The organism is Acinetobacter sp. NIPH 2100 (genome assembly GCF_000369805.1).
GTDB lineage: Bacteria > Pseudomonadota > Gammaproteobacteria > Pseudomonadales > Moraxellaceae > Acinetobacter.
In genome coordinates this window covers 3,293,168-3,309,060 of the sequence record NZ_KB850224.1, presented here as the reverse complement: position 1 = coordinate 3,309,060, position 15,893 = coordinate 3,293,168, and the positions used below count along the sequence as shown (strand labels likewise).

General features: G+C 38.0%; 17 protein-coding genes and 1 tRNA gene. 5 read left to right on the top strand and 13 right to left on the bottom strand.

The features are described from left to right. From yajC to queA, 5 genes are all read right to left on the bottom strand, one after another. Positions 1-330, bottom strand: a complete 330-nt coding sequence (yajC, locus tag F887_RS02795) for a preprotein translocase subunit YajC (protein ID WP_005149729.1) — start codon at positions 328-330, stop codon at positions 1-3. A 109-nt stretch (positions 331-439) separates the two neighbouring features. Further along, positions 440-1,570, bottom strand: coding sequence for a tRNA guanosine(34) transglycosylase Tgt (tgt, locus tag F887_RS02800; RefSeq protein ID WP_005296836.1), 1,131 nt, complete (start codon positions 1,568-1,570; stop codon positions 440-442). Positions 1,571-1,901: 331 nt separating this feature from the next. Then, positions 1,902-2,471: a LemA family protein gene (locus F887_RS02805; protein WP_005296834.1), complete on the bottom strand. Its 570-nt coding sequence runs from the start codon at positions 2,469-2,471 to the stop codon at positions 1,902-1,904. Positions 2,472-2,534: 63 nt separating this feature from the next. After that, on the bottom strand, positions 2,535-3,563 hold the full coding sequence (locus F887_RS02810; RefSeq protein WP_005296831.1) for a hypothetical protein: 1,029 nt from the start codon (positions 3,561-3,563) through the stop codon (positions 2,535-2,537). A 173-nt stretch (positions 3,564-3,736) separates the two neighbouring features. Beyond that, positions 3,737-4,774, bottom strand: a complete 1,038-nt coding sequence (queA, locus tag F887_RS02815) for a tRNA preQ1(34) S-adenosylmethionine ribosyltransferase-isomerase QueA (RefSeq protein ID WP_005296828.1) — start codon at positions 4,772-4,774, stop codon at positions 3,737-3,739. Positions 4,775-4,954: 180 nt separating this feature from the next. Here queA and F887_RS02820 point away from each other — a divergent pair. Further along, a tRNA-Leu gene (locus F887_RS02820) sits at positions 4,955-5,041 on the top strand. Between the two features lie 139 nt (positions 5,042-5,180). Here F887_RS02820 and F887_RS02825 read toward each other — a convergent pair. The 8 genes from F887_RS02825 to F887_RS02860 all read right to left on the bottom strand — a co-directional run bounded on the left by F887_RS02825 (position 5,181) and on the right by F887_RS02860 (position 9,566). Next, positions 5,181-5,666 (bottom strand): NF045616 family extracytoplasmic (lipo)protein, encoded by a 486-nt coding sequence (locus F887_RS02825; protein WP_005296826.1) that lies wholly within the window; start codon positions 5,664-5,666, stop codon positions 5,181-5,183. A 52-nt stretch (positions 5,667-5,718) separates the two neighbouring features. Continuing rightward, a complete protein-coding gene (locus F887_RS02830) occupies positions 5,719-6,177 on the bottom strand; it encodes a hypothetical protein (protein WP_005296823.1) in 459 nt (152 codons plus the stop codon). A gap of 142 nt (positions 6,178-6,319) precedes the next feature. Beyond that, positions 6,320-6,769 carry a hypothetical protein gene (locus F887_RS02835; RefSeq protein ID WP_005296819.1) on the bottom strand — a complete coding sequence of 150 codons (450 nt, stop codon included), beginning with the start codon at positions 6,767-6,769 and terminating at the stop codon, positions 6,320-6,322. A gap of 94 nt (positions 6,770-6,863) precedes the next feature. Beyond that, positions 6,864-7,349, bottom strand: a complete 486-nt coding sequence (locus tag F887_RS02840; protein ID WP_005296816.1) for an NF045616 family extracytoplasmic (lipo)protein — start codon at positions 7,347-7,349, stop codon at positions 6,864-6,866. A gap of 137 nt (positions 7,350-7,486) precedes the next feature. Then, positions 7,487-7,930: a hypothetical protein gene (locus F887_RS02845; protein ID WP_005296815.1), complete on the bottom strand. Its 444-nt coding sequence runs from the start codon at positions 7,928-7,930 to the stop codon at positions 7,487-7,489. A gap of 13 nt (positions 7,931-7,943) precedes the next feature. After that, positions 7,944-8,579, bottom strand: a complete 636-nt coding sequence (locus F887_RS02850) for a hypothetical protein (protein WP_005296813.1) — start codon at positions 8,577-8,579, stop codon at positions 7,944-7,946. Between the two features lies 1 nt (position 8,580). Further along, entirely contained in the window at positions 8,581-9,117 is a 537-nt protein-coding gene (locus tag F887_RS02855) for a PAAR domain-containing protein (protein ID WP_005296809.1), read from the bottom strand. A gap of 17 nt (positions 9,118-9,134) precedes the next feature. Continuing rightward, positions 9,135-9,566 carry a PAAR domain-containing protein gene (locus tag F887_RS02860; protein WP_005296806.1) on the bottom strand — a complete coding sequence of 144 codons (432 nt, stop codon included), beginning with the start codon at positions 9,564-9,566 and terminating at the stop codon, positions 9,135-9,137. Positions 9,567-9,920: 354 nt separating this feature from the next. On the opposite strand from F887_RS02860, the gene F887_RS02865 reads away from it, so the two are divergent. From F887_RS02865 to F887_RS02880, 4 genes are all read left to right on the top strand, one after another. After that, positions 9,921-10,547 carry a hypothetical protein gene (locus tag F887_RS02865; RefSeq protein WP_005296804.1) on the top strand — a complete coding sequence of 209 codons (627 nt, stop codon included), beginning with the start codon at positions 9,921-9,923 and terminating at the stop codon, positions 10,545-10,547. A gap of 176 nt (positions 10,548-10,723) precedes the next feature. Beyond that, positions 10,724-11,995, top strand: a complete 1,272-nt coding sequence (locus F887_RS02870) for a sensor histidine kinase (protein WP_005296801.1) — start codon at positions 10,724-10,726, stop codon at positions 11,993-11,995. Between the two features lie 72 nt (positions 11,996-12,067). After that, positions 12,068-14,815 carry a bifunctional [glutamate--ammonia ligase]-adenylyl-L-tyrosine phosphorylase/[glutamate--ammonia-ligase] adenylyltransferase gene (gene glnE, locus F887_RS02875; RefSeq protein WP_005296799.1) on the top strand — a complete coding sequence of 916 codons (2,748 nt, stop codon included), beginning with the start codon at positions 12,068-12,070 and terminating at the stop codon, positions 14,813-14,815. Positions 14,816-14,844: 29 nt separating this feature from the next. Beyond that, positions 14,845-15,771, top strand: a complete 927-nt coding sequence (locus F887_RS02880) for a branched-chain amino acid transaminase (RefSeq protein ID WP_005149867.1) — start codon at positions 14,845-14,847, stop codon at positions 15,769-15,771. Positions 15,772-15,893: the final 122 nt, after the last annotated feature.

Genomic DNA, 15,893 nt, shown 5'->3' with positions numbered 1-15,893 from the left:
TTAAAGGTTATTTAGTGTGCCTTCAGGTAAGACTGAAATGACACTCGCACGTTGAATTTTTACATCAACACCACGAGCAAGTTCAACTACTGCAAAGTCACCTTCAAGTTTGGTAATTCTCCCCATTAAACCACCAGCAAACACGATTTCACTGCCTACACCCAAGCTTTCGATTAAAGAACGGTGTTCTTTGGCACGTTTTGCTTGAGGTCTCCAGATTAAGAAATAGAAGATTGCAATAAAAACAGCAATCATCAAGATGTTTGCCATCAGGCTTGGACCTTGTGCAGCCGCAGGCGCAGCGTGAGCAGTAGAGATTAAGAAGCTCATTTCGTTTTCCTAAAATTAAAAAGCCAAAAAATTAACAATAAATTCCAATTCGTTTTGCAATGTACCTTGTCTTGCGATCAGGCGCAAATCTTGATGCATTTACTTCACATTAGTCTTCAGGGCATGGTGGAACTTCTAATCCACGACGCGCATAAAAGTCCTGAACATATTCATCAAATGTGCCGTTATCCAATGCATCACGCATACCTTGAGTGAGGCGTTGGTAGTAACGCAAGTTATGAATGGTACCGAGCATCGATGCCAGCATCTCACCACACTTCTCTAAATGATATAAATAGGCACGACTGAAGTTTTTACAAGTGTAGCAATCACAATGTGGGTCTAAAGGACCTTGATCATGGCGATAGCGACTGTTGCGGATTCGAACCAAACCATCGGTGACAAAGTAATGACCATTACGTGCATTACGGGTCGGCATCACACAGTCAAACATATCGACACCACGACGAACTGCTTCGACGATGTCTTCTGGTTTACCGACACCCATTAAATAGCGAGGTTTGTCTTGTGGCATTTTATTAGGTAAATAATCAAGCACCTTGATCATTTCCTCTTTCGGTTCACCTACCGATAAACCGCCAATTGCATAACCATCAAAACCAACTTCCAATAAGCCAGTCAATGACTCATCACGTAGGTCTTCATACATGCCGCCTTGAATAATGCCGAATAAGGCATTTTTATTCTTGAGCTCATCATGATGGTGGGTTTTACAACGCTTTGCCCAACGTAAAGAGAGTTGTAATGATTTTTGCGCTTCTTCATGGGTTGCAGGGTAAGGGGTACATTCATCAAAGATCATCACGATATCTGAGTTGAGTACGTGTTGGATCTCCATTGAAATTTCTGGAGATAAGAACACCTTAGAACCATCAATCGGAGAGCGGAAGGTCACACCTTCTTCTTTGATTTTACGCATTGCGCCCAAGCTAAAGACTTGGAAACCGCCTGAATCAGTCAAAATCGGTTTATCCCAGCGGATAAACTCATGCAGACCGCCATGCTCTTTAATCACTTCAAGGCCTGGACGTAAATATAAATGGAAGGTATTTCCCAAGATAATTTGTGCTTGAATTTCTTCAATATCACGCGGGAGCATGCCTTTGACTGTACCGTAAGTACCTACTGGCATAAACACAGGGGTTTCAACCACGCCATGTTCTAAAGTAAGTCGACCACGACGGGCGCGCCCCGACTGGCCTAATTTTTCAAATTTCATGTAATAACCTGAGCAAGATCGAAGTGCTACTATGATTGCAGCGCAAGAAGGCGAAAAAACAGTTCGCTGATCGAAAGCGGCTATTTTCCCCGATTATGGCGTGTAGTTCTACTACTAAATGTAGCCATAACCAAAAAATAATAATCTCCCCTAACCCCCTCTTTAAAAAGAGGGGGATAAAAGGCAATATTTCTGACGATAAACTCAAATGCTCCCTCCTTTTTAAAAGGAGGGCTGGGGAGGATTCACGAGGTGAGATAGTAAATCTAAAGCATCAAACTGAATGATTTTCCACTTATAAAAATGGACTACAGTGATCAGTACTAAAGCACTAAAAATTCGGTTTATAGTCAAAATTTTCAGTCGCCAGATTATCCTTAAATGGGCGAATTGCTTTCTTGGATAATGTCAGGGTATTGATCAAGTTGTTTGGAAACACTTCGATTTGGTTATTAAACAATTCCACGTTGCGGTTAAAAATGGTAATTGCAGCACCGACGTTCTCGTTTTGCTCCTGAATATCATCCATCATCTTGCTGTATAGCGCATCTGCTTTCAGTTCAGGATAATTTTCAACCACTATATTGAGGCTACGAATCAGCTCTTTGCTCATTTTCTCGATCTGTTGTAACTGCGAAATATCCGTGTCATTCACATTCAGATTGAGAATTTGCTGGCGCAATTCAGTGACTTTTTCCAAGGTGGATTTTTCAAACTGGGTGTATTGATCCAGTGTTGCTTCCAATGCTTCTAAGGTCTTTATTTTTTGACGTTCGAAGTTAGCCACTTCTGACCACGCACGTTTGGTGGCATTAAAATACCGTACGATGTTGTTGCGAATAGAAACGCCCCATACAATCAGTACTAGAAAAATCCCCAAGAAGATCAGTAAACCTGTCATCGTCATTCCCCTTATTGTTATTTCCCTTAAATTCTCGTTTTGTTAAAAGAGAGCTCGGGAGAATTATTGAATTACATTGAGCATCAATTGTTGAAATTTCTGATATTGCGGCATGGTCATGGTGCGTAAGTGCCCGCGTAATGCTGGAATATCATGAATTTCACTACGTTTACTGGCGGTTTGGAAAAGATTTTGTTCGCCCACGTAACACAGGATTTGCTCTTCATGATGATAAATTAAATCACCTGTAAAATGTTGAAAAAAATCATGTAATTTTAAAGTCAGACTCGGGCTGATTTCTTTCGCTAACTGATGCTGATTGAGGCCAAAAATATTCAATTCTTGATTAATCAAAATATCACTGCTTTGCCATGAACTGGTATAGGGTTCAAAAAAACGAGAACGCTGATTACTCACTGCAATACCATGAGCAGGCATTTGAAAGATAAATGCGCCCCACAAATCTTTATGGATCTCTTTGACGATTTTTTTATCGTTATCTTGGTCCGGAAGAATCGACATTTCGCTGACATAGTGATACTGGAACAGTAATACCTGATGGTCTGTTGTGCCATCGTTCCATGTGGTAGATGCGTATTGGGTAATTTCGTTCGATTCATTGCCACGATTAAACAGCGGGAAATGTTGCTTTAATTTACTCAGGACCAAGAGGGGCTGGGCTTGAATGGGTAAATAAGCAGGCAATTGCTGGAACTGCAAACCATAACGTAATACGGTCATTCGTTCTTCTAAATAACGAATCACCCGTGTTAATGGTTCTTGTGGCTCATAAAGTAAATAGGCTAGAAAGCCTGTCAAAAATGCGCCGAGCAGACTCCAGATATATTGAATATGCGGATGGAGAAAATAGCCAAACACCAAGGTTCCAATACTGACGAGCGCTAATAAGTAGGGCAGCACATTAAAAAAACGCAGGCTATGGTCATCACGCCACGGATGCAGGGCATCTAACAAGTCTTGATCCGTATGCGACTTTTGCCCTGCCTCCCAAAGCCGGGCAATATTATGAAAAACCTGCGCATTTTTTTTACGTCGGATATGCAGTGCTTGTTGTACAGTGTCGATCGGCATGGAATTAATGGATTCATTATAATTGGTCTATATTGTTTTGATTATGCTTTAAATTTCAGAAACTAAGAAGTCTATAATCTAAATCTGACCGTCTTTTTTATTTTAATAAATAGTGGTTTATTTGAAGTTTTGAGGGGATAGGCTAAACCTTGATTTAGCCTATTAATCTGTTTTTAAGCGTCGAGTTTGTCCACTAACATCGCATCGCCATAACTAAAGAAGCGATAACGTTGTTCTACTGCATGAGTATAAGCAGCCAAGATATTATCTCGATTCGATAATGCTGAAACTAGCATCAACAAGGTTGATTCAGGTAAATGGAAGTTGGTAATCAAACGATCCACGATACAGAACTGATAACCTGGATAGATAAATATTTGCGTATCGCCTGTCCAAGCTGCAATTTGGCCTTGATTGGCTTGTGCTGCACTTTCTAGGGCACGGGTCGCCGTAGTGCCTACCGCAATGACTTTATTACCGCGTGCTTTGGTTGCCAAAATTAGGTTAATGGTCGCTTGTGGCACATCACACCATTCACTGTGCATAATGTGATTGGTTATATCCGTAGTGCGTACAGGCATAAACGTTCCCGCACCGACATGTAAAGTGACAAAGGTTTTTTGCACGCCTTTAGCAGCTAATTTTTCTAATAAGCCTTGGTCGAAATGCAGACTGGCTGTTGGTGCAGCGACACTGGCAATTTTTTCAGGATCATGGAACACAGTTTGATAACGTTCAGTATCAATCTCTTCGGCTTCACGGTTGAAATAGGGTGGAATCGGGAGCTGACCGTATTGATCCAGTACCGACAAAATCGGTTGTGAAAACTCAACTACGAACAGATTTTCGTGGCGACCTTGTACGGTGACAGGTACTGCATCTTCACCGATATACAGTTCTGCGCCTGCTTTAGGTGAGTTGCTTGATTTGATATGGCAATGTGCAGTGTGGGTGTCCAACATGCGCTCAACCAGTACTTCGATTGCGCCACCTGTTGCACGTTTGCCTTTTAAGCGTGCTTTCATGACCTTGGTGTCATTCAGCACCAGTAAATCACCGTCCTCAAGTAAATCCAGAATATCGGTAAACGCATGGTCATGATATTGGCCTTGGGCATCGATATGGAGCAGGCGAGATGCGCTACGGCTGTCTAATGGGTAGCGAGCAATAAGTTCATCGGGGAGATCAAACGAAAAGTCGGAGAGTTGCATACATCTGAAACATTGCAAAAATTGGGCGTAGTATAGTCTTTTTTGTGTTTTCTCGCTGAGTTCGCGTGTTTATAAGCAGAAAAATATCTGAATGATTTAAAAGTGAGCAATAAGCGTGAGTTAGTGTTTGACAATAAAATCAAACAGGTTATTATACGCAACACAAAGCATCGCACTCTTCCCGAGGTGGTGAAATTGGTAGACGCGGCGGACTCAAAATCCGCTGTCAGAGATGACGTGTCGGTTCGAGTCCGACCCTCGGGACCAAGATTCAAAGACCCCAAGCTGGTATTAAAGGCTTGGGGTTTTTTAATGTCCATAAAATGAATTAGGTACATATTTCTAACTAAAAGTCTTTGCTAGCGTACACTCCGTTGAAGTGTACGCAAGCAACTTTTAAGATAGCTTAATTTAATAAACTGACTATCCAATAGTATAGATTTTTTAACTTAGTCCAAAGGCTATTGCTAGAGTAATCATATTGGTTCGTGCCACAATATGTACCTTTCTCTAGGTCTGCTTTAGCTTCTAATAATACAATTTTTCCTTCAGGATTTTGATTTACACATATCCTTTGATTATATTCTTTATCGGTTTCAAGCCAGATAGAATAGGGGAAAGTGCCATTGAATTCTGATTTGTTAATTTTAATACAGTTTTCTTTATTAATAGGCATTTTAAGATTAAAGTACGTTCTTGAATAAGAATCATGAAATGTATTAATTCCATCTACTTTTCCCATATAAAGCAATGTTTCATTTTCAGGTGCTTTATTATAGTCTCCTTTTGTAAACACGCAGACATGATTGTCTTTAACTTTTGCATATAGAGAAGAATATGGAGAAGCACTGGCAGTACTACTAATAAGAAGTAATAGATATAATATTTTCATTAAATTTTATCTCATTTTAAGTAATGACTTATTAATAGAAACATCTTTTGAATTAGTAGAGACAACTAGTAATGAAATTTTCATCATTTTTTTCAGAATAAACTATATTTTTATCTTTAATGCAAAAGTTTGTTGACTGCATTACAATGCCTGGTTCATTAAGGATGCCCTCTCTCGATATAGATATATAATATGGTTTTTTTTCTTCAATCCCATAGCTTTTATAGTTATAAATAATAATATTGGTCATTTTTTTCTCAACACTGGTTTCTAAGATTTTTTTATATTCAAAGCTGTTTTCTTTTTTTTCAAGTAAACTTCTTATTTCATAGCCATGAACAATAACCCCTTCATTTTTTAATAGAAAAGTTATATTTGAGTTGTTGAGGGTAGCTTTTATTTTATTTCCTCCTTTTGCTGATAAAAATCCATAAGCAATATAAAATAAATATAAAATAAAAATAGCGATTGTGATTAATATTATTTTATGGCCAATAGATGAATTATTCATTTTCAATAGTTTCTCACGTAGATAATTAGTTTATTACTTGTCTAATCTTTTCTTCATACATGGAAAGAACTTCCTCTTTGCTTCTTCCCTCTGTATTTTTTCTGTTTCGTTCAAGCATATAGATCATACTATGATTGCTTTTTTAACTTTGATCATGACACTTTGTTATGAAGTCTGAATCTTTTTCTCTACTTTTTTGCATTAATACATAATTGTTTTTTAAGCAAAAACCTATGGAATTTAGTCTTGCATTCAATTCTTTGTCATTCTCTTGTGTCATAACATAAAAATAAGCATGGTTTGATCTAATACTATAGTTGTAAATATTACTTATGCTAATATGATCAACTTTCTTATAATATGATTTTTCCAATATTGTTTTATACTCAGATATCTCAGTTGCATTTGATGAGATGTTTTTTTCAAAATCTTTAATTGCATAGTGTTTGACAAATATTTCATTGGGGAACTCAATGGTTAAATCATCATTAACTAAAGTTATCCTAAATTCTTCATGTTTATCTAAAACAAAAATGATATAAATTAAGAGCAAGGCTATTAAGGTGTAGCCAACTAGTTTTTTCTCTTTCATATTTATTTTCTTAATTGCTTCTTTAATTTTCCTTCATGAGCGGCAAACGTATCTTTTAACCGCTGAACTATGCTTAATTAATTTTTAAGATAGGCTAATTTAATAAGCTGACGAACCAATAATAGATATTTTTTAACATTTTCCAAAGGCTATTACTAGAGTAATCATATTGGTTAGTACCACAATATATACCTTTATCAAGGTCTGCTTTAGCTTCTAATAATACAGTTTTACCTTCACTGGTCCTACTTACGCAAATGCTTTGCGCATATGATCGGCCTGTTTCAAGGACAACATCATATGTAAGAGGCTCTTTAAATTCAGAAGATTTAATTTTAATACAGTTTTTTTCAGTAATAGGCGTTTTAAGATTCAAATAAGTTTCTGAATATGAAGAATGAAAGGCATTAATTCCATCTACTTTGCCTATATAAATTAAGGTCTGATTCTCATATGCTTTGTCATAGCCTACTTTTGTAAATACACATACATCATTGTCTTTAATTTTTACATATAATGTGGAATTTGGAGATGCACTGGCAGTACTACTAAGAAGAAGTAATAGATAAAATAATTTCATTAAATTTTATCTCGTTGATTAGCTATATTGTCTTACTTAAAGCTATTCATACTTTTTAATTCATGGTAAATAGCTTTGTTTTAATCTCAACAGCATTGGGACTTAGTTTGAGCACTTACACAGTACTATTTAGAGTCTCATAGATCATGGCATTTCTGAATAAATGTAGGAGTGTTCTCGCTTTTTTGCTTCGTAAGAATTTTATCTTTATATAAACAAAAACCTACTGTGGTGAATCCAACACCAGTTTTATTTAACCCTTGTTCACCTAACAACATATAGTAAGCATGATTTTCTACAATTTTATTTGACTTGTAGTTCTCGAAAATAATCTCTTTCATTTCTTTGTTAATTTCTTTGGAAATAAATAATCTTTTATAAGTTATACCATCTGATTCAAAATTTTCATAATCATTAATTTCATAATGATAAACCAAAACCTTTTTATCTTTAGGAAATGAAAAGTGAAGATTTCCTCGGTTGCTAGAAACAACAATATCAGTTTTTACACTGTTATGATTTGTACATCCAATAACTAGAAATGAGATAAATGAAATAAGCAGTGTATTAAATGGTTTCATATCAGAATCCTTGTTATGGAATAACTTGTCTAACTTTATCTTCGTAAATTTGAACTATACTCGACCAAGCACCTTTAATATTAGTCTTTATATTTTCTATTTTCATATACTGAACCTGTTTGTTGGTATGTTTGATCAACCAATAATCAGCTAAAATCTCTGCTTGAGATTCTAAGTTGTAATCCAATAATTTTTTAGGTAAATGTTCAACTAAATTTGGCATGATTTCTGATTTATATTTTTTAAGTTCATGTATATCGTATAGATAAGGATCTTTCTTAGTGAAATAAGCACATGCATGGATTGAGCCTGCCACCACTAATACATTTACATCTGATTGATATTGCCATACATGACCCATTTCATGTAAAAAAACTTTTTTAAAATCAGTCGTTGCAGCACTATAGTCTGGTAAATAAATTTCTCTAGGAGCATAAATATTACCGTTAGGCGTTACGAAAGTTGTTGGGTCTTGATTAGGTAAATAGTCACCAGTAAAAATCTTAACTTTAGAATAATCAATACTATCTTTAAAAATAAGCTTAGATAAAGCTATTTCACCAGACGTTAGATTACGTGAAGGCAATGTTATTACTCTCTTCACACTATTTTCAACACTATTGGTTGATGCTTTTATATTAATACCCACACTACTTGTCCTGATCCAATTCATAAAAATAAGGAATTTTTTCTTTAAAGAAAAACTCTATATTGGTTATTTCTTCTGCTTTTTCTGAAGTGACTCGTTGAGTTTTACCTTCGCTATCTAAAAGACCTTCATGTAATTGGTTACCAACTTGAAGTTTGTAACCAATATATTTGAAAAGACTGTTGATACTGGAGTCATCAGCTAATTGAAGCTGTTCATCAAACTTTTCATTGGTAGAAGAAGATTGATTTTCCTTGTTTGAATAAGGGCTACCACTCTCACCAACAACATGTGACTGTTGTGGTTGAATTGTCGCCCCACATGTTAATTTATCACCGACATAAGCCACGGGCTTACCATCAAAAATCACATGATCATGGCTTTTTATTACCGTTGACCAACATTTACATTTAGGACAAAAATGCCCATCTCCAGCACGGACAAATAAATTTCCCATTTGAGAACTTTGCATTTGAGTAGCTGGAATGATCCCACCATGATTCGTGATTGCATTATGGATTGCAAAACCTTTAGCCATGATTTACTCCTAAAAAATTAACCATGACTCAAAAAGTTTTCAGGTATTGGTTGATCCTTGTAAATTCTAATAGCAATAGTCGTATTTGGGCTTTCAACAATTTCATCCCCATTCTCTAAACGACTACCTATTAGAGCTGCTGGCGAGCCATCCACAACACATGCAGTACCTGCACCAGAAATTATTTTAGAAGTTGTGCCATCTGCATAAATGACTTCATCACCAACACGAGCAAGGGATAAACCAGCAACTTTTACGGCATGAGAAGATGCATTGACTAAACCGTCATTTCGAGATTTAGCACCATGTGTAGCGACGTAATAGATGGTATGAGGTTTGTTATTCCAATAGGCTTGTTCAATATTATTATAAATCTCTTGAATCTCACTTTCTGAAAGTGTTTCTAATTGCTCAATAGAAAGCTCATGTAAAAACATACGATCTTTCATTATTTTTTCCTATTTTAATTTTCGGCAGAATAGTAGCAAAAATAAATCAAACTAAAAAATATGTAATATGTAACCAATAACCTTAACGCTTGATAATATTGCTTAATTATCGTTGATGAGATACCAAATAGATCTAAAAATAGTATACGACTTGGGGGTGATGGCGTTGAAGTTTTAAGTAAAGAACTGCTTGTGAATTAAGGGAATGATAGTTTTTGGTTAATCTGGCCTGTGAACCAAGATTCAAAAATTCCAATTTGATTTTAAATATTTTGTTTTTAAAATTTATAAATCTATAAGTTAGATATATTTCTCAGTTAGTATTAGCGGTTCAATTTATCAAGGGGGGGAGACGTGTTAGATTCAATAATAAAAGCATTACCAGTATTCTTGGCTATCGTGCCACTGTTTGTTTGGTTGGATAAAACGAAAAGATTTACTCATCGTAGAAAATTCTATTTAGAGAGATTAACGGCTGTAACTGAATATATTGATCATTATTATGAACAAGATAAAGAAAAGATCGAAAAAGATTGTGCTGCACAGGCATTAGTATGTTCTGAAAAGGTGAGTCATCTTGAAGTAGACTATGTAATTAAAGAATATCCCCAAAGATTTTTCATCATGATCAAGAAGCTGATCACTGCCCGTCATATGGTAGATACAACTTTGGATGATGGAAAAATAGTTTTAAAGGTAAAATCTTCAAAACAGAGTTATAAAAAGAAAAGATGGGTCTTGGCTGGATGCTATCTTTTAGCCATGGTAATTATTGAGTCAAATAACGTATTGGTTTTTTTAATGAACCAATTGGGCTTAGCAACATTTCAAGTTGATGCTTGGGTTCTTTTAATAGGAACTGTGATTACAGTTGTTATTGGAATGTTCGTAGCTATTATTTCTGGATTGCTATTTCTAAGTGTGGATGCATTGATTGAGATTTATGATGATTTAAAAGTACAGCATGTACCTAGAGATTAGCTTATCTATTGGGATTTGATCTAAGTTAAAATTTAATGAAATTTCACGTTTTGTTGCGAATTGATTGAATCAACAATTGCCTTTTCTGTTAAAGTTTGTTAATACTAAGTGATAGTTTTCACATTTTTTTTATAAAACGTAAAGAACCGTATAACGATAATATTCGAGAGGCGGGAATGACGATTCAATTATTAGAACTACAGCAAGCTGAAAAGTTAAGTGCTTGTAAAATCTCTCTTTCTTTGGGGCTAACTTCAGAGCAGAACCTGCTTGAGCAATTTTTACAGTTTAACCGAAAATTGATGCAAGCCAGTACCGCATTACTGTCATTTCACCAAGAACCCTATCTGTGGCACCGTTGTCCTGAAAAACTCAAAGCGATTGATTCTGCAAAAGTTACCAAAAGTTTAAATACCCTATTCGTCAATGGTGATCTGGTCGATAGCGATCATCCGCAATACCAAACACTATTAGCATTTCTTGCACCATTGAAAAAGAAAATCCAAACTGCGATCGCTTTACATCTCAGACATCCAGATCAAACCTCACTTGGGTATATCATTCTTTTTGATGAAGCTGCTCAAGGTTTTAATGAATTACAAAAACAACTTCTCCAAGAACATTGCAGCAACTTCATGCAGCAACTGGAATTGAAGTTTAACCATGACGAGCTGAAAGAATTATACGAACAAGAATCCGCACTGAATTTTAGTAAAACCAAATTTTTTTCCATTATTTCACATGACTTACGTGCACCATTTCATGGTCTATTAGGTTTCTCTGAAATCTTAGCCAAAGAACGTGAAACCTTAGATGAATCCAGTATTCAAAATATTGCGGACTATCTCTACGACACTTCGCAATCGACCTATAACTTATTGGAAAGTTTATTGAATTGGTCGATGGCAGAAGGTGGGCGCTTTGTCTATCACCCGATTAATTTCAAGTTACGTCAAATCACCAGTATTGTGACCGATATTCTTAAAACCTTGGCAATCAAGAAGAATATTCAACTGATTAATGAAGTAGATGAAAATCTAAAAGTCTATGCCGATATGAATATGATCACCTCGGTGATTCAGAACTTAGTCTCCAATGCACTGAAATTTACCGATGTCGATGGTACGGGTAAGGTCTATATCCAAGCACAACACAAAGGCACCTATGTCGAAATCTATGTCAAAGATACTGGCTTAGGTATGACCCAGGAACAAATCAAAGATCTGTTTCAGCCGCGCATCACCATGAGCTATAAAGGTACGGCAGGCGAGAAGGGCGCGGGTTTAGGTTTAAGTTTATGTAAACGCTTTGTGGAAATGAATTTGGGTGAAATCAATGTCAGTTCCAATGAGGGTGAAGGTACGATCTTTACCGTATTGCTGCCGATTGAACGTGAACAGGTTGATTTGTGTACCGATCAACAAAAAACTAAAGCGAAATTAGTCTAAAGAGATTTTAAAGATAAGCTTGTAACTGATATAACTAACCAAGATGACATGACATCAGTCGAGCCTTTTTATATGAATGCGCAACAGCTACAAAAAACCTTAGTTGCAAGCCAATATGCTGAACAAGTTTTAAATTTATACAAAACAGAATTAGAACAAGACTATTCCGAAGCTCAATTTCTTGACTCGTTGTCGACTGAAACCATCCATCAAAAAGTCCAATTGGCTGTAGCTGAAGTTACAGACGAACAGGCGTGGATGAAAGCCTTACGTATCTTACGTGCCAAGTTGATGTTCCGCTGGATTTGGCAAGATGCCAATCAACTGACCAATGTGGTGACGCTGACACGTGAACTGTCTGATTTTGCCGATGCCAGTATTTGTGCAGCCAAAGCCTTTGCATTACCGCCTTTATTAGCCAAACACGGGGAACCGATTGGTTACTCTGGGCAATTACAAGACCTGATTGTGATTGGCATGGGTAAGCTCGGTGCACAAGAGCTGAATTTATCCAGCGATATTGACTTGATTTTCGCCTTTGATGAACAGGGCGAAACCAATGGGCGTAAATGTATTGATGTACAGCAGTTTTGCATTCTGTGGGGACAGAAGCTGATTTATTTGCTTGATCATATTACCGCAGATGGTTTTGTATTCCGTGTCGATATGCGTTTACGTCCGTGGGGGGATGGTTCAGCACTAGCGATTAGCCATAGTGGCCTAGAAAAATATTTAAGCCAGCATGGGCGTGAATGGGAACGCTATGCATGGATTAAGGCGCGGGTGATTACGGGCGGCAAAGCGGGTGCAGAATTACTGGATATGTCGCGTCCATTTGTATTCCGCCGTTATGTCGATTATTCCGCTTTCGCAGCCATGCGAGAAATGAAAGCTATGATCGAGCGTGAGGTCATGCGCCGTAATATTGAAGATGACATTAAACTGGGTGCAGGTGGGATTCGTGAAATCGAATTCATCGTGCAGGTGTTCCAGTTGATCTATGGCGGATCGAAGCGTGAATTGCAAGATCGTCAGTGCTTGGTAAATTTGCATCATTTGGGCGAAGCTGAATTATTAGATCAGCAAGCGGTAATCGATCTGGAAGATGCTTATTTATTTCTGAGACGGGTTGAGCACGCGATTCAGGCTTTGAATGATCAGCAAACTCAATCCTTGCCAACCGAACCAGAACTTCGACAACGGATGTTGGATACGCTTGATTTTGCTGATTGGCCTGCGTTCTTAGCCGTGCTGAATCAGAAGCGTGATAAGGTCAAAGTTCAGTTTAAACAGTTGATTCAGGAAAAAGAATTTTCTGAGCCTGTGGATGATTTTGTTCTCCTTGAGCAAAAACTCAATGCAGTGTTGGATGATAACGCCAAGAACCTGATTCAAAACTTTTGGCATGGGCAAGCACTTCGTAAGATCCCAGCCAGTGCTTTAGAACGCTTAAAGAAATTTTGGCCACATTTGATTGAGGCGATTTTACAGTCTGAGCAACCGCAAGTGGCTCTGTTGCGGTTGATGCCTTTAATCGAATCTGTACTACGCCGTACGGTCTATCTGGTGATGCTGATGGAAAGTCGCGGTGCATTGCAGAGACTGGTCAAGATGGCAACTGTCAGCCCGTGGATTTGTGAAGAGTTGGCGCAATATCCAGTGCTTTTAGATGAATTCCTGTCGATGGATTTTGGCTTGCCACAACGTAAAGACCTTGAAGATTCACTGCGTCAGCAATTACTGCGGATTGAGATTGATCAAGTCGAAGATCAGATGCGTGTGCTGCGCTTATTTAAAAAGAGCAATGTCCTTACCGTTGCTGCCAGTGATGTGTTGGCTGAAAGTCCGTTGATGAAAGTCTCAGATGCATTGACTGATATTGCTGAGGTAAGTGTGCAAGCGACACTGCGTTTGGCTTATGAGGCAGTTGCAGAACGTCATGGTTATCCTGTAGGCAATGATGGGCAGCGGCGTAGTCTGGATAACAAAGGCTTCGCAGTGATCGCCTATGGTAAATTGGGTGGCATCGAGTTGGGTTATGGCTCAGATTTGGACTTGGTCTTTATCCACGCTTTTGAAGAACAAAGTGAAACTGATGGCCGCAAAGGTATTAGTGGGGCTGAATTCGCGATTCGTGTGGCACAAAAATTTATGTCACTCATGACTACACAAACCCTAGATGGGCGTGTCTATGAAATTGATACACGTCTTCGACCTTCGGGTGAAGCAGGAATGTTGGTCACCAGTTTAAAAGCCTATGAGCAATATCAGCAAAAGAGCGCATGGTTGTGGGAACATCAAGCTTTGGTGCGTGCCCGTTCGATTGCCGGTGATACTGGATTATGCAAGCAATTTGAACAGATTCGTTGCCAAATTCTGACTCAAGTTCGTGATGAAAATGACGTGCGTGAAGAAGTGCTGAAAATGCGCCAAAAGATGAAAGATCATTTGGGATCATCTTCTGAGCAAAAAAAACATGGGATTTTTCATTTAAAACAGGACTCAGGTGGTATCGTTGATATCGAATTTATGGCACAGTATGCTGTGCTTGCATGGAGTGGGACGAATACAGATCTCGCCCATTTTTCCGACAATGTAAGAATTCTAGAAGATGCTGCTAAAGCAGGCTGCTTATCCAGTGAAGATGCCACAGCATTAATACACGCTTATCTCCGTGAACGAGCTGAGAGCCACCGTCTAGCGCTTGCAAATCAATCTATGCAAGTCAATGCTGCGGATTGGCACGATACCCGCGAGATCGTTTGCAAGTTATGGCAAAGATTAATTGATCCAACTGCGCAAGCATTGGAAAGTGAATAATTGTGTAAAAAGAAAATGGAGTATGTGCGATGAGTTTGGCTGATCGTGATGGTTTTATTTGGCAAGATGGAAAGTTAGTTGATTGGCGTGATGCAAAAATTCACGTCTTAACTCACACACTACACTACAGCATGGGTGTCTTTGAAGGCGTCAGAGCTTACGAAACACCGAATGGTACAGCAATCTTCCGTTTGCAAGATCATACTAAGCGCTTATTAAATTCAGCAAAAATTTATCAAATGAATGTTCCATTTGATCAAGCGACACTAGAACAAGCACAAATTGATGTTGTGCGTGAAAATAAACTAGCATCTTGCTATCTGCGTCCATTGATTTGGATTGGTTCTGAAAAACTCGGTATCGCAGCGACGGATAACACCATTCATGCAGCAGTTGCAGCATGGGGTTGGGGCGCATATCTAGGTGAAGAAGCAATGGCACACGGTATTCGTGTCAAAACTTCTTCATTCACGCACCACCATCCAAACGTGACTATGTGTAAAGCAAAAGCCTGTGGTAACTACACAGTGTCAATCTTGGCACATCAGGAAGTTGCGCGTTCAGGTTATGACGAAGCTATGTTACTTGACCCACAAGGCTTTGTTTGCCAAGGTGCGGGCGAGAACGTGTTCTTGATTAAAGATGGCGTGTTGCATACCCCTGATTTGGCGGGTGGCGCATTGGAAGGGATTACGCGTCAAACGGTAATTACCATTGCCAAAGACCTAGGTTATGAAGTGGTTGAACGCCGTATTACACGTGATGAGTTCTACATCGCAGATGAAGCATTCTTTACCGGTACTGCTGCGGAAGTAACGCCAATTCGTGAATATGATGACCGTGAAATCGGTTGTGGTTCACGTGGTCCAATCACCACTGTAATCCAAAAGACTTTCTTTGATGCGGTACAAGGTCGCAATGACAAGTATGCACACTGGTTAACGTATATTAAATAAGTTGAAACCATTGAAAAGGCGAAGCTTAGGCTTCGCTTTTTTATTGTCTGACTGTCAACAGATTGCAATCGAAGCATCATCAATCTTTCATTTAACTGGACTAGCTTGAGGCTAAGTACAAT